The sequence below is a fragment of the Hyphomicrobium sp. genome, assembly GCF_036262015.1.
Taxonomy (GTDB): Bacteria; Pseudomonadota; Alphaproteobacteria; order Rhizobiales; family Hyphomicrobiaceae; genus Hyphomicrobium_C.
Window position 1 is genome coordinate 596,590 of sequence record NZ_DATAJR010000008.1, and the last position, 16,290, is coordinate 612,879.

Below are 16,290 nucleotides of genomic sequence, written 5' to 3' on the forward strand. Positions count from 1 at the left end.
GCGACGTGTTCGGACCGCTTTCGGGAACGCTGCTGTTCGAACATCGGACGCTGGGTTCGCTCGCGCGACACCTCGCGATCCAGCATCCGGACGGTAGCCGCAAGCTCGTGGGTGAGGATGCGAGACCGCTCGCGCAATCAACGCAAAGGGGACAAGCGTCGTACGACGTGTCTGTGCAAGACAGAGGGCCTGTACCCGGCGGACGTGAGCCCATTGCGATCATCGGCATCAGCGGGCGCTTTCCCGGCGCCGAGGATCTCGACACGTTCTGGGAAAATCTGGCCGCTGGGCGCGATCTCATCACCGAGATTCCGTCAGAACGCTGGCCGATGGATGGATTTTTTGAGCCTGATATCGAAGCGGCTGTGGCGGGCGGGAAGAGCTATGCCAAGTGGGGTGGATTCCTCGACGACTTTGCAGGCTTCGATCCGCTCTTCTTCAAGATCTCGCCCCGTGATGCGGCAGCCATGGACCCGCAGGAGCGGCTGTTCCTGATGGTCGCGTGGGCGGCTTGCGAAGACGCGGGCTACAGCCGGTCGCGCCTTGCGGCCCGGTGTGGCGCACGCGTCGGCGTGTTCGCCGGTGTGACGAAGACCGGGTTCGCTTTGCACGGCGCCTTCGTCAGCGACAGCGGCGCGCTCGTGCGCCCGACAACGTCGTTCGCGAGCATTGCCAACCGGGTTTCGCATGTGATGGACCTCAACGGTCCTAGCCTGCCCATCGACACGATGTGCTCGTCATCTCTGACCGCCCTTCACGAAGCATGCGAGGCGTTGTACGCGGGCACCTGCGCGATGGCGCTTGCGGGCGGGGTGAACCTTTACCTGCATCCCTCGAATTTCGTGGAGCTGTCTGCGGCGCGGATGCTGAGCCCCGAGGGGCGATGTAAGAGTTTTGGCGAGGGTGCCGATGGATTCGTGCCCGGCGAGGGCGTGGGCTGTGTGCTGTTGAAGCCTTTGTCGCGTGCTGTAGCGGATGGAGATCGCATCCACGCCGTGATCCGCGGCACCGCAGTCAACCACGGGGGACGAACCAACGGCTACACCGTGCCAAATCCTTTGGCGCAGCGGGACGTGATCCGCGCGGCTCTCCACGCCGCCGCACTCGAGGCGCGCGCTGTCACGTGCATCGAGGCGCATGGGACCGGCACCGATCTCGGCGATCCGATCGAGGTGGCGGCGCTGACGCAGGCGTTCGAGGTAGATACTCCCGATCGCACGTTCTGCGCGCTGGGCTCGGTGAAATCGAACATTGGCCACCTGGAGGCAGCGGCGGGTATCGCAGGGTTGACCAAAGTCATCCTTCAGATGAAACACGGATTCATTGCGCCGACGTGTCATGCGGATGTGCCAAATCCCAAGATCGATTTCGGCGCCACGCCATTCAAGCTGGCGAGCGAACTCGCGCCGTGGGAGGCGGAGACACGTATCGCGGGCATTTCGTCGTTCGGTGCGGGTGGGGCGAATGCCCATGTGATCGTCGAGGAGTGGCGGCCATCGTCGACCGATGACGATGCGTCGCGGGATAGAGATCGGCCCCACGCGATCGTTCTTTCTGCGCGCGATCCTGAGCGCCTGTGCGTCGCTGCGCAGCGGTTGCTTGCGGTGATCGAGAAGTCCCTTGCGGCGGACGTTGACGGGCGCGTTGCGCTGCGCGACATCGCCTTCACGCTGCAGGTCGGACGCGAAGCCATGGACGAGCGTCTGGCCTTCGAGGCGGTTACGTTTGAATCCGCTGCTGCAACTCTCCGCGCTTTTGTTGCGGAACAGGCGGATTATCCCGGCCTGTACGTGGGCAACGCCCGCGATCATCGCGCCGTCATGTCTGCCCTCGCCGCGGACGATGAGGATGTGCGCGCGCTCGCTCGAAATTGGGTGATCCGGGGCAGTGTCGGGAGATTGCTGGCGCTTTGGGTTCAGGGGCTGCCGGTTGACTGGGAGGATCTGCCCCGGTCCGGCCCGGCTCAAATCGTTTCGCTGCCGTCGTATCCGTTCGCTCGCGATCGCTATTGGCTGCCGGACGTGAAGGCGCCGACGAGATTCGTCCCTGAAGCTCGGGAGCGTGTGGAACCGCGCAGCGATACAGCCCGCTTGCTGGCCGATGCGGAAACGTTAGAGACTGCCATCGCACCGCTCGTGCGTTCGATCGTTCGAGACTTGCCCGATGGTGCGCTTTCGCAGCCGTTCGATCGCTGGCGGGGTGCGCTCGGAACGTTGTTGCCGAATGGCGCTTCGGTGACCCAGGCGGAAGCGTGGGCGGCTTGGGATACGTTCAAAGCCAAGGCTTCGCCGACACTGTCGGCACAAATTACGCTTGCCGAGACCGCGCTGCGGGCGTTGCCGGACATTCTTGCGGGCAGGCGAACCGCAGCGTCGGTTCTGTTCCCCGCCGGTCGTCTCGATCTTGTCGAGGCCGTCTACAAGGACAACCCCGTCGCTAGGCGTTTCAGTGCCGAGTTGGCTCGCCATGCCGCCGATGCCGTGCGTGCGAAATTGGCCGCCCAGCCTGAACAAACGTTGCGCATTTTGGAAATCGGCGCGGGTACGGGCGGCACGAGTGAGCCTCTGTTCGACGTGCTGGGTGCGTTCGGCGGAGCAATTGCCGAGTATCGCTTTACCGATGTCTCTCGCGCGTTTCTCATCAAGGCGGAGCAGCGCTTCTCCGCCCAGGTGCCTGCGCTCGCGACGTCGCTGTTCGACGTGGAGAAACCGCCAGCTGAGCAAGGTATTGCGACAGGGCGCTACGATCTCGTGGTCGCCGCGAATGTCTTGCACGCCACGGCCGATATCCGGCGCACATTAAGGCATGTGCGCGAGACGCTGGCACCTGGCGGTGTCCTCCTTCTGAACGAGACGAGCCGCGCGACATTGTTCACGCATGTCACGTTCGGTCTGCTCGAGGGGTGGTGGCGTTTCATCGATGGGAATCTGCGTATCCCAGGAACGCCGTCGCTGAGCGCAGCAAGGTGGCGAGCTGAGCTTGAGGCGGCTGGCTTTACGTGGGAGACGTGCTCGCCGGACGAAGAGCGAGCGCTGGGACAGCAAATCATCGTCGCCAGGGCTCCAGAGCAAGAGGCGTCGCTTAACGCTGGAGCAGCTTCCTCGACGCTGCGTGAAATTTTGCGGCGCGCGGTGGCTGAGACGCTGAACATGTCCGTGGCGTCGGTGGCGCCGGAAAGGCCGTTTGCCGACTATGGGCTCGATTCCATTCTGGGCGCCGAATTGGTGGAACGGATCAAGGGCGCGCTCGGAGTTCGCATCGAGCAAACGCGTCTCTACGATTTCGGCAGCGTTGCGCGCCTCGAAGGCTATATCGCGCAAACGTTTCAGGATGTGTCCGTGCGCGAGGCGAATAGCGCTGTAGAGGCTGCGCAGTCGGTCTCTGCGCCGGCGGTTGTCGTTGCGAAGGCCGCAACATCAGAGGTTCCCGGCCGCGAGCCAATTGCGATTGTGGGCATGAGCGGCCGCTTTGCGCAGTCACCAGATGTCGAAGCTTTGTGGGAACATCTCCAGGCTGGGAGAAATTTGGTCGAGCCCGTCACGCGTTTTTCTACCGCCCGTCCACACTTCGGCAGCTTCATCGAGGGCATCGATCGGTTCGATCCCGTCTTCTTCGGCATCTCCGGCGTCGAGGCGACGTACATGGATCCGCAGCAGCGGCTGTTCCTTGAGGAGGCCTGGAAGGCGCTCGAGCATGCGGGCCACGCCGGTTCTGCAATAGAGGGACGGCGCTGTGGTGTGTTCGTCGGCTGCAGTGCGGGCGATTACCAGGAGCTGTTCCGCAGTCAGCCGCCCGGTCAGGCGTTTTGGGGCAATACCTCGTCTCTGATCCCGGCTCGCATCGCCTATTGTCTGGATCTCAAGGGCCCCGCGATTGCTGTCGATACCGCGTGCTCGAGTTCTCTGGTGGCTCTCGATCTGGCGTGCCGCAGCTTGTGGAGCGGCGAGAGTGAGCTCGCGATTGCTGGCGGCGTTTTCGTGCAATGCACCGACCGCTTTTTCCGCTATGCCGATGCGGCGGGCATGCTCTCGCCTTCCGGGCGCTGCGCGGCCTTCGGCGCGGATGCGGATGGAATTGTGCCGGGCGAAGCCGTTGCGGCCGTCGTGCTGCGTCCCCTTTCCGCTGCCTTGGCGGATGGCGATTCCATTCATGGATTGATTGCCGCATCTGGCACCAACCAGGATGGCGCAACCAACGGCATTACTGCTCCAAGCGGCGTGTCGCAGCAACGTCTCATGCGAGAGGTGTACGACACCTTCGGCATCGATCCGCGGAGTATTGGGTTCGTCGAAGCGCATGGGACGGGAACGCGGCTCGGCGATCCTATCGAGTACGATGCGTTGGCCGATGTCTTCTCGTCCGCTGGCGTTGGGCACGGCGCGTGCCTGCTTGGCTCGGTGAAGTCAAATTTGGGACATGCCACGACGGCCGCAGGTATCACCAGCCTCATCAAGGTGCTAGGTGCGCTCAAGACGGGGCTCGTGCCGCCCACGCTTCATGTGGGAAGCGGTAATCCTGCGATCCAGTTTACGGAGGGACCCTTCCGAGTCAACGCAACTTCTGAACCCTGGCCGAGCAGAGATCGCCCGTGCCGTGCAGTCATCAGCTCATTCGGCTTCAGCGGCACCAACGCCCACGTAGTCGTGGAAGAGCCGCAGGTGCAGAACGTCACCAGCGATCGTGCTGCTCAACATCTTATCGTGCTGTCAGCCCGCACGGCAGATCAACTGCGCTTGCAAGCCGAACGGCTCGTCCGCGCATTGACGTCCAGTGATCGGCCAACCCTGCGGGATGTCGCCTTTACGCTCCTTGCGGGCCGTCGACATCTTGCGCATCGCTTGGCCGTCGTTGCGCAGAGCGTTGAGGATCTCGCGTCTCGGCTTTCGAAATGGCTCGCGTCGTCTTCCGATAGCGGTGTCGAGATATCCGTTGTGGACGCGGGCGCGCGAACTGCCGCTTGGGACGCCGTTTCCGACGATCCGGTCAAATTGGCAGACGCGTTCCTCAAGGGCGCCATACCGGATGCAGAGCGCTTGTTCGCAGGAACCGGGCGGCGGCGTGTGCCGCTCCCAACGTATCCGTTTGCGGCAGGGCGCTATTGGGTTGACGAAAGTCGTTTACCTGAATTGGTGGTTGCCTCAGCGCCGAGTTCTCCTGCGAAACTAGGTGTTGCGGCCGCATCGGTGCGTAGGGTGCTGGATACGGTGGCGGCTGCGTCCGTCGAATCCATTCCGTCGGCTCCAGGCAAGATCAGGCTCGCCCCGCTGCAGCCCGCGCAACCCGTCCCGGAGAGGATGATCCGTATCGGGCGAGAAGTGGATGGTGCCGGCGTTTGCAAGCTCATGCCGGAAGAACCCTGGTCCTCGGCGCTCGAGGCCGCGCTGGTTCGCGAGTTTCGAGATCTATCGCAGAACGAGGCTGTGCGCGCGATCGTGCTGAGTGTTTCCGCCGCCTGGGGAGGAGACCCTGCGGCCCAAGATGTGGCGGCCTTCACGCGTGCGGCGCTAGACTGCTCTGTTCCGGTCGTCGCGGCCATCGCGCAGTCGTGCGCCGGCGCTGGGTTCGTTGCGGCCCTGAGCTGCGATTTCGTCGTTCTCTCGGACGCGGCACGCGTGACTGCGCGAGGCGCCGATATCAGCGAGATCGTTCGCCGCAGGATCAATGCTGATCTGGCGAAGAGCCTCCTCCGGCTCGGTCAGGAGCAAAGCGGAAAGGATCTGCGGCAGGCCGGGCTCGTGCTACGCGTTGTCCCTCATGACCATGTGATCGAGGACGCGCTAGCGTTGGCCAACACGATTGCGCGTGCCCCGAGGCATGCGCTCGTGGAGCTCAAGCGGCACATGCGCGGTGCGCCGCTTTGCCCGGGCGCGGCTGCGCCCGCGCGTGAGCCGCTTCGCGTTCTCGCAACCGGCGGAGGGGAGGCGTTCGAGGGCGGCTCGCGGCGCATCGAACTCGCTGCGGCTGCCGTTGCGCTGGACGTCTTCGACGACGGCGTTGCCGTTCTCAGGATGGAGGAAAGAAGTGGCCGGAACACCTTCACGGCGGATCTCATGGACGGGCTCAGCGAGGCGTTCGAGGTTGTCGCCCGCTCTTCCGATATCAAGGCGGTCGTGCTGACGGGGTTCGAAGGATACTTCGCATGCGGAGGCACGGCGGACGGCCTTGAGAGTCTGCAGCGCGGAGACACGCATTTTACCGATCGGCGTATCTACAGCCTGCCACTTGAATGTCCGCTCCCCGTGATCGCTGCCATGCAAGGGCATGCGATCGGCGCGGGCTGGGCGCTCGGCATGTTCTGCGATCTTGCGTTGTTTGGAGCTGAGAGCGTCTACCACAGCAACTATCTCGAACTCGGCTTCACGCCGGGGGCAGGTGCGACGCTAATCTTCCCGCGGCGGCTTGGCGATGATCTCGGGCGCGAGGTTCTCTTCTCGGCTATGCCGTTCAAGGGACGCGATCTCAAGGCGCGCGCGCCTGGACTCCACGTCTTGCCTGGCGCGCGGGTCCTGCCGGAGGCCCTGCGGCTCGCGCACACCTTGGCGCGGCGTACGCGTGACGAGCTGATAGCCGCCAAGTCGGACAGCGTACACGAACTCCTTGAAGCGTTGCCGGGCGTGCTCCAGCGCGAGCTCGACATGCATCGCCGGACATTCATCGGCAATGACGAGGTTTTGACGCGAATTCGTGCCGCTTTCCCGTCCGCATCTGACGTGCGTCCGCAGACTGCGCAAAGTTCTCCGCAAAGCGATCGCCTAGCACTGGTGCGGGCGGCCGTTGTGGAGAGCCTTGCAGAAGAGCTAATGATCAATGCCGCTGACATTCGCGACGGGTCCGGCTTCCTCGATTTGGGCCTCGACTCCATTCTGGCGGTCACCTGGATCAGGCGGTTGAACGCGCGCTTTGGGATCGAGCTGCCTGCAACAGCCGTGTATGCCCAGCCAACAGTTGGCGCATTGGCTGCGCGTATTGCGGACCTCATGCCCCGCGAGGCGGACATTCAGCCTCGTGAACCTGTTGCCGTCGTGTCCTCGCCTGAGGTCGCCCCGTCATCGATGGCCGTTGCGGACGAGGGAACCCGCGCGCAGGTCCGGGACAGGGTCGTGCGAAGCCTCGCCGAAGAGCTGATGATCGATGCGGCAGAGATCCGGGATGGTTCCGGGTTTCTGGATCTCGGTCTCGATTCAATTCTAGCGGTGACGTGGATTCGGCGTCTCAATGCGGCGTTCGGTACCGAGCTGCCGGCGACGGCAGTGTACGCAAATCCGACCGTCGGCGCCTTGGTCGATCGTTTGGCCAAAGAGGCGAATTCATCTGGTGAGCCGCCCGCCCCGCCAACAACCGCGGTGCCGGAGTCCGTGGCCGCACCAACAGTGGAGCCGGCTCCTTCTCCCGCCATTGACGCCGTGCAGCGACCGCCGGTGACGCAGACAGCCGCCATTGCTGTGATCGGTATGTCGGGCCGCTATCCGCAGGCCGAAAATCTCGAAGCGTTCTGGGACAACATCGAGGCCGGGCGCGATTGCATCACGGAGGTTCCGCCGGAACGATGGGATCTCGAGACTCATTACGATCCCGATCCGCAAGCGCCGGGTAAGTCCTATTGCAAGTGGATGGGCGCTATCGACGGCGTGGATCGCTTCGATTCCGACTTCTTCAACATCACGCCGCGGGAAGCGGAGCTGATGGATCCGCAGCAGCGGCTGTTCCTGCAACATGCCTGGCACGCCATCGAGGATGCGGGCATTGATCCGACCTCGCTCGCAGGCACGGCTTGCGGTGTGTTCGTGGGCGGCGGTCCAAGCGGATATGCGGATCTCATTGAAGAGCGCAACGCTTACAGTCTCCTGGGTGCTGCGGGTTCGATTTTGGCCGCGCGCATCGCTTATCTGCTCGATTTGACGGGATCAGCGGTCTCGCTCGACACGGCGTGCTCGAGCTCGCTCGTCGCCCTTGCCGAGGCTTGCAACAGTCTCGTGCTTGGAAACAGCGATCTGGCCCTGGCAGGCGGCGCATGTGTGCTGATCGGTCCTTCGATGTTCGTCGATACGTCCAAGGTCAACATGCTTTCGAAGGATGGGCGTTGCTTTACCTTCGATGAGCGCGCCAACGGGTTTGTGCCGGGCGAGGGTGTCGGTGTTATGCTGCTCAAGCGCCTCGACGATGCCGTTCGAGACGGCGATCCGATCCGTGCCGTGATCCGGGGCTGGGGTGTCAATCAGGACGGAAAAACCAACGGGATTGCTGCGCCAAATCCGCAGGCGCAGGCGCGGCTCATTCGTGGCATTCATGACCGGTTCGGGATCGCGCCCGACAGTATCGGCTTGATCGAGTGTCATGGCACGGGCACTACGCTCGGCGATCCGATCGAGATCGAAGGGCTTGCAGGTGCGTTCGCGGGGCGTGGCCTTCCAAACGCGTCGTGTGCGATTGGCTCGGTGAAGAGCAATGTCGGGCATCTGCTTGCGTCGGCGGGCGTGGCAGGGGCGATGAAAGCGGTGTTCGCGCTGGAGAAGGCTATATTGCCGCCGACGCTTCATGTCGTGCAGCAGAACCCGCACCTCGCAATTGCGGGCACGCCATTCTTCATCAACACCGCTGCACGTCCATGGGACACTCCTGCGAACGGGCTGCGCCGTGCGGGTGTTAGTGCGTTCGGGTTCAGCGGCACGAATGCGCATCTGGTGCTGGAATCCGCGCCTGTCGTTGAGGTGACGACGGTTGCCGGCGGCCCTTGGATGTTACCCGTATCGGCGCGCTCGGTGGACGGGATCAGCGCCTATGCTGCCGAGATCCGGCGGTTTGTGGAAACCCATCCCGGGCTCGATCTTGCATCGCTCGCGGCGACGTTCCAGCGAGGACGCACGGCTTTCGCGGTGCGGCGCGCGATGGTATTCCGTGATCGCGCGGGCTTGCTGCGGGCTCTCGAAGCGCTTGCGTCTGACCCGAACGCTGCGGTTGCCACGAGCGGTGGCCCGCTTGATGTTCTCACGCGGCGCTGGCTGGCCGGGGATACGGTTTCCTGGCCGGAGACCACGGCACGGCGGATCCAGGCTCCGGGCTATCCGTTTGCCGAGGAGCGCTGCTGGGTTACCCCCGAGCGTGACGAGCAGGAACCCGCGATAGCTCCATCCTTCACGTTGGAGGACACAAGGCCAGGGCGCTTTCTTGTTCGCATAGAGACGGATGATGCTCATGTGTCGACGCTGCTCAATGACGGCCTCGGCGGATTGTTGTTGCCGGAGATCGTGCGGGAAGCGGGCCAGCGTGGGATGGGTCGGGCGGTTCTGGGGCTAAAGCATCTCGTGTGGGCGCCGCTTGCCGATGGTGGGCGACTTTCGAGCCTGGCTGTTGCGATCGGATCGGACGAGGACGGCTTCATCTTCGATGTGACCGACGGGCGTCGCGTCGATCAGCCGTGCCACCTCGGGGCGTTCATGCTGGACGATGTCGACGCGTGTGCAGCCGCGTGGCCCGCACCGGTCGACGAACGGCGGTTCCGGGAGGACGGGCGCGATGTTACGGCGCGTTGGGCGCGCTTCGCGGGAGCCGGCAACGGCGGTCTTGCGGTTTCGGCCGTTGTCTCGGTTGGCCGCCTTGGAGAGGACCTGGTTGCTCACCTCAAGGCGGATTCACCTCTGACCGAAACGGCCGTGCTTCATCTGATCTGGCGGCTCATCGCCTTCTCGGAAATGAACGGGCACGCGCCGGCGCCGACGGTGCCGTTTGCGGCGGAACGACTGATCGTGCGCACACCGATGCCCTCCGAACTGTGGGTGCGGATCACTCATGAGGATGGTGCGGTCACGGTGGCAGGGCACGGCGTATCAGGTGCGCCAGTCCTGCTGATCGACGGGCTCATTTCGCGCGAAGCCAAAGACATGATGGAAATCGACGTGCAAGGGGAGATCCTGCAGTGACGGAGCGAGCCAGGATCGCAATCATCGGTGGCGGGCCGACCGGAATCGGTGTGGGGCGTGAGCTCAAGGACGCCGGGATTGCGTTCGATCTCTTTGAAGCGGAGTCGGATTTTGGCGGTGTCTGGAATAGCGAGGGCGATTGCGGGCGCGCCTACCAGTCTCTGCATCTCATCTCGCCCAAGTTCAACACGCAGGTGCAGGACTTCCCGATGCCGGAGGACTATCCGGCCTATCCCAATCACGCGCAAATGCTGCGCTACATCCGATCCTATGCGCGCGCCTTTGGGCTCTACGATGGGGCGCGCTTCAATGCGCCTGTTAGTCGCCTCTCGCGGGAAGGAGAGAAGTGGCGCCTCGCTGCCGGAGACGGGTTCAGCGGTGTGTACGATCTCGTGGTGATCGCGAACGGTTTGCAGCGCGTGCCGCTTTATCCCGAGCCAGCCTACCCCGGGACTTTCTCGGGAGAGAGCCTGCATATGCGTTTCTACAAGGCTCCGGATCAAATCCGGGGGCGCAGGGTACTGGTAATCGGTGGCGGGAACTCTGGGTGCGATGTGGCGGCGGAAGCTGTCCATCATGCCGCGAAGGTCGTTCACAGTACGCGCCGCGGGTATCATTATCAGCCAAAGTTCATCGACGGGAAGCCGACGCCGCAATGGATGATGGAGCTTGGCGGCAAGTTTTCCTCCAAAGCTGAAACGCTCGCCTACATCGAGGAAGTGTTTCGTTTGGCTGGATACGATGGCACCTCGTACGGCTTGCCGAAGCCGGACCACCCGCTCGATGGCGCGCATCCCGTGATGAATTCGCAGGTGCTTTATCACATCGGGCATGGAGACATCGTGCCAAAGGGAGATGTCGAACGCTTCTCTGACCGGACGGTTCATTTTCGCGATGGGTCGTCCGAGGAGGTCGATATCGTCATTTACGCGACAGGGTATCGACGCGATTTCCGGTTTCTCGATCGGGCACTTCTGCAGTGGAAGTCGGGTATTCCGGATCTCTTCCTGCATTCGGTACCGCGCAATCACGACAACCTTCTGTTCATGGGATTCATCAATGCGGCGGGAGGCCTCGGCGACGGCCTCAAGACACAGGGGCTGTTCGTGCGCGATTACGCACATGCTTATTTCGGCCGCACGCCGGGTCTCAAGGCGTTTCTGCGCGCCAAGCAGGTCGACAGTCCGGACCTCGGCCAGGATCAGTTCGTGCGCTCCTACCGGCATCTGTGGGAGGCAGATCTGTGGAAGCTCCTGGCTCAGATGCGGAAATATCGGGATCTCCTCAATGAAGGCTCCCGGGGGCAGAGGGTGGCCGCACAATGACCGACATGCTGCGGACAAAAATGCGGGAACGTCTGGAGACGGAGTTGGCCGAGCGCGCTCGCGCCAAACTTGCTGCTGAGACGGGCGACGCTGTGGCCACGCGCGATGCGATACACGCTGACGCTGCGGACAATGGCCTCGAACGGGACGTGTTACGCCTGGCTGCGCAGGCGCTGCGGATGGCCGAAGACAAGATCGATCCAACTGAGAACCTGGCTAACTACGGCGTCGATTCCATCGCCATAACCGAGATCATGGCAAGTATCTCGCGTTTCTTTGGTGTCTCGATTGCGCCGACGACCTTCTTCGAGGCGCGCCATCTCAAGGATCTCGCGCAACTTCTGCAGTCGCGTTATGGCGCTGCCGTGGAGGCGCACTATGCCAAGCTGGAGAGTCCGTCTTCGAGCGCCCGCAAACGCGATCGCGCAAAGGATGTGGAGGGCTGGCTCGCAAGGCATCGTGCGGTCAGACCGGCTAGGGGGACCGATCCTTCCGCCGCCGTAGAGACGTCAAGCGCTTCACTCACCTCCGCGCCTTCCCCCGCAGTTTTAAAGAGCCCTGCGGAACCCATCGCGATCATCGGGATGGAGGGCCTGTTTCCTCGCAGCCCGGACCTCGCGACTTTCGAGGCGCATCTCGCGGCGAGTGCCGACTGCATTGAGGAGATTCCTCCGGAGCGATGGGATTGGCGGGCGGTCGATGGTGACCCGAGGCGCGGGCCGTTCTCCGACGTGAAGCATGGTGGCTTCGTGCCAGGGCACGATCTCTTCGATGCGGCGTTCTTCAACATCTCTCCAAAAGAAGCCGAGCTGATGGACCCTCAGCACCGGCTGTTCTTGGAATGCGTGTGGAAGTTGGTCGAAGGCGCGGGCCATGCGCCAAGCTCGCTTTCGGGAAAACGGGTCGGCCTGTTCCTCGGCATCAACCTTCAGGATTACGCCGATCTCGCCAATCGCACCAACGTGCTCGATCCAGGTCAACTCACCGGGCTTGGCCACGTCTTCTGCGCGAACCGCCTTTCGTTCCTGCTCGACATCAACGGTCCCAGCCAGGTGATCGATACGGCGTGCTCAAGCTCGCTCGTCGCGCTGCATCGTGCGGTTCAGAGCATTCGCCACGAAGGCTGCGAGATGGCGATCGCGGGCGGCTCCAACCTCATCCTGACGCCGACGCAGCATATCCTGTTTTCGCGCGTCGGCATGCTTGCTCGGGATGGACGCTGCAAGACGTTTTCACGGGCTGCCAATGGATATGCGCGCGCGGAAGGCGTGGGGGCACTTCTGCTCAAGCGGTTGGATCTCGCGGAGCGCGATGGCGACATTATTCTTGGAGTCGTTCGCGGATCGTCCGAAAATCATGGCGGCGCAGCGTCCTCGCTCACGGCGCCAAACCCGCGCGCGCAGGCGCGGCTCATCGCGGAAGCACACCGGCAAGCCGGGTTCGATCCGCGCACGATCTCCTACATCGAATGTCACGGCACTGGTACGGCGCTTGGTGACCCCGTCGAGATCGAAGGCCTGAAGGCGGCGTTCGCAGATCTGGCAACTGAGCAAAGGCTTCCCGAGCCGGATATTCCCTATTGCGGGCTTGGGTCCGTGAAGTCGAACATCGGGCACACCGAGACGACTGCGGGCATCGCTGGCGTCATCAAGGTGCTGCTCGGGCTGCGGGCCGGTAAGCTCTGGAAATCATTGCACTGCGACGAACCCAACCCGCTGATCGATCTGCGCGGCTCGCCGTTCTATTTGCTCGACGCGCCGCGCGATTGGGTGCGTCCAGTCGTCGAAGGATTTGATGTTCCGCGCCGGGCAGGCGTCAGCTCGTTCGGTGCTGGAGGAGCGAACGCTCACGTGGTGATCGAAGAGTACCAATCTTTCGATCGGCCGATCGCGCGGGATGTTGGGGGACCGTGGATCGTTCCGCTGTCGGCCCGCAACGAGGCCGCCTTGCGCGAAGCAGCGCGGCGGCTTGCTGCTCACCTCGACAGCGCGGCCGGCAGCGCGCAGTTGTTGGCTGACATCGCGCACACGCTTCAGCGCGGACGAGACGCGATGCGCGTGCGCTTCGCCTGTGTCGTTGGCAGCAAGGATGAGTTGGGCCATCGCCTTTGCGCATTCGCAGAGGGCAGCAACGCCGGTGTGTTTGCCGGAACAGTCGAGCGCAGGGCCAGACGAGCCGGACAGCGTTTGACGGACCAGAGCAGTGATCTTTGCGCACTTGCCGCCCATTGGGTCGAGGGTGGCGCTGTCGATTGGGAGGACCTCAATCGCGGGCAGACCCTACGGCGCGTATCTCTTCCGACCTATGCGTTTCAGCGGAAGCGCTTCTGGTTGCCGGAAGCTGCTGCGTTGCCCGTTACCACCGGGCTCGATGCACCTGAGATGGTGGGTGGTGTCTTCACACTGCAAAAGAAGGGGCCTGGGCGCTACGGCTTGCGCCTCACGCCAGACATTTCGTTCTTGTGCGATCACCGCGTGAACGGCTCGCCGACGCTGCCAGGAGTCGTTTATCTCGAGATCATGCGCCGGGCCATGGCGGCGGAGGGGCTCGACGCTGACTTGGGGCAGGTCGTCTGGCTGCGGCCGCTCGTTGTCACGGTACCGACTGACATCGAGGTCGAAGTGACACGGGGGGCGGTTCCGTACCCCCGCATCGAAGTGATCCGCATTGACGCCGACGGACGGCGCGACGTGCACGCGCAGGCACGCGCGGTGCCAAAGGTTAGCGAGGCGGCTGGCGCTTACCACCTCGCGCGACTTGAAGCTGAGCACCCGGATGCCATCGATGGCGCTCGCTTCTATGCCAGGCTGCAGACGATGGGCATGGCAATGGGGCCGTCACATCGGCCCGTCGTGTCCCTCGCACGGGGCCGCAGCACTGAGGGACAACGGCAAATCTTCGGGCGTTTGCGTTTTGCGGGCGCGGCCTATGACGCGGACACCATTCTCCATCCGAGCCTCATGGATGGAGCGTTCCAGTGTGTCGCCGGGTGGGCCTTCGATGAAGAAGGCGCTCATACACAAGGCGCGGCTCTTCCTTTCATGCTCGACCGCGTCGAGATCTTCGGGCCGTGTGTGTCAGCGATGACCGTCGTCGCGCGCGTTTCCGGCAAGGGACAGTCCAGAAAAAGTGGAAACGCGTTTGATCTGGATCTGCTGGATGGCGACGGCGCAGTTTGCGTGCGCATGACCGGATTCGTGCCACGGGGCGCCAGCCCGTCCGCACATGCCTCAGCCCCTACATTTGGGGACGAGAATACTATGCTTTTCGTTCCTGATTGGCGTCCCCTCGCTGCCGCCGAGCGGACGCAGGCTCTCGGTTCTGCGCAGCGCATAGCATTGTTGTGCGGGCGTTTCTCTGCAGATGCCAACGCCGTTGCGCAGGCGTTGCCCCACTGGACCTGTCACGGCCTCGAAACCGCTGCTGCCGATCCCGCGCACCGATTTGCAAGCTTCGCGCAAGACGTCTTTTCGCACGTTCGGACGATTGCAAATCGCGTGGGGGGATCGCTGCTGCAAGTTGTCGTTCCCTCTGACGATGAAATGCTCGCAGCGCTATCGGGCCTTCTGAAGAGCGCGCAGCATGAGATATCGGGGCTGACCTGCCAGCTGATCGTCGCAGATAAAGACGCGTCTCCGGTTGTGCTGGCTTGGCATCTTGAAGAGCACACGTTTCGTCCAGGGTTCCATCATATCCGCGCGGGAGGGTCTGGTCCGCTGACAGCCGGATGGCGAAAATTGCCTCGTCCGTCCCTTGGCGCGTCGCATCCGTGGCGCGACGGCGGTGTCTATCTGATTACCGGAGGTGGTGGCGCGCTCGGCCGAATGTTCGCAAACGAGATCGCCTCGTGGGCGTCCGGCGTGACACTTGTTCTGGCAGGTCGAAGCGCCGGCGGGCCGTCGTCGGACGACGCGTTTTCAAAGTTGGCGGAAAGTGGCGCGCACATCGAGCGCGTTGCCTTCGACGTGACGGATGCCGATGCGGTGACGCGCGTCGTTGCGGACATTCGCGCTCGCTTTGGCCGCCTCAACGGTGTTCTTCACGCGGCGGGTGTCATCGATGACGGCGCTGTCGCAAGAAAAACGCCGGACAGTTTCGCCCGGGTGCTCGGTCCGAAGGTGGCGGGTACGGCACATCTGGATCGTGCGATCGGCGAGGAGGAGCTCGATCTTTTCCTTCTGTTCGGTTCGATCTCCGGTGCGCTGGGAAACCCGGGGCAGATAGACTACGGCGCGGCCAATGCGTTTCTCGACGTCTTCGCAAAGGAGCGTGAAGCCCGTCGCACGCGGGGCGATTGCCATGGGCGCACATTGACAATCGATTGGCCGCTATGGCGAGACGGCGGAATGCGCGTGCCGCCCTCGGTCGAACGCCAGATGACGCGGGCGACGGGCTTTACCGCGCTTGAGCGCGAAGCAGGGTTCGCCGCGCTTTACGACGCGTTGGCGAGTGGCGAACCCCAGGTCATGGTGATCTCGGGCGATCCCGCCAGGATCGATAGCCTGTTGCTCGACGAAGCCAGTCGTGAAGTGGAGCCAGCGGTGATCACGCCGAGGCAAGGTGACGAAATCGATGCGGCGGAGCTTGAACGCCGGATCCTATCGGAGCTGAAGCAACGCGTATCCGCGCAGCTCAAAGTGGCGGTCTCCGATCTCGCGCCGGAGATCGAGCTCACGGAATACGGCTTCGATTCCATTTCTTTCACACAGTTCGCCAACGCGCTGAGCGAACGCTTCGGGCTTTCGATTGTTCCCACGCTGTTCTTCGAGCATCCGACGCTCGGCGAGTTGGCATCGCATTTTGCACGGGAGCACGCACGCGTAGTCTCTTCGGCCCTCGGTGTCACCGCGCGGGCGGAGCAGGTTCCGGCGCAAGAGGTGCCACAGCCTTCCGTTCGTGTTTCGGCGTCTGGGTCAAATCCTGCTGCTCCGAGTATGGCGCCGGTTTCGCTCAGAGCGGGGGCGATCGCCATCGTCGGCATGAGCGGCACGTTCCCTGGTGCGGACGATCCCGAGGCGCTTTGGCAGAATGTGCTCAAAGGACACGAT

The 16,290-nt window shown here is 63.3% G+C and carries 3 protein-coding genes (2 of these 3 cut by a window edge); all 3 read left to right on the top strand.

Translation table 11 applies throughout. The features are described 5' to 3' along the window. Tightly spaced (each overlapping or abutting the next), the 3 genes in view from VHO05_RS11500 to VHO05_RS11510 form a layout consistent with a single transcriptional unit that may run on beyond the window. Window positions 1-9,917, top strand: the 3' portion of a protein-coding gene (locus VHO05_RS11500) for an SDR family NAD(P)-dependent oxidoreductase (RefSeq protein WP_329646721.1). It extends 9,406 nt beyond the left edge of the window; only the last 9,917 of its 19,323 coding nucleotides appear in the window; the start codon falls outside the window, past its left edge; it ends in the stop codon at window positions 9,915-9,917. Further along, window positions 9,914-11,242, top strand: coding sequence for a flavin-containing monooxygenase (locus VHO05_RS11505; protein WP_329646722.1), 1,329 nt, complete (start codon window positions 9,914-9,916; stop codon window positions 11,240-11,242). The genes VHO05_RS11500 and VHO05_RS11505 overlap by 4 nt, the downstream gene beginning before the upstream one ends. After that, on the top strand, window positions 11,239-16,290 hold the 5' end (the start) of the coding sequence (locus tag VHO05_RS11510) for a non-ribosomal peptide synthetase (protein WP_329646723.1). 14,691 nt of this gene lie beyond the right edge of the window; 5,052 of the gene's 19,743 nt are visible here — the first part of the coding sequence; its start codon is at window positions 11,239-11,241; its stop codon lies beyond the right edge, outside the window. Before VHO05_RS11505 ends, VHO05_RS11510 begins: the two co-directional genes overlap by 4 nt.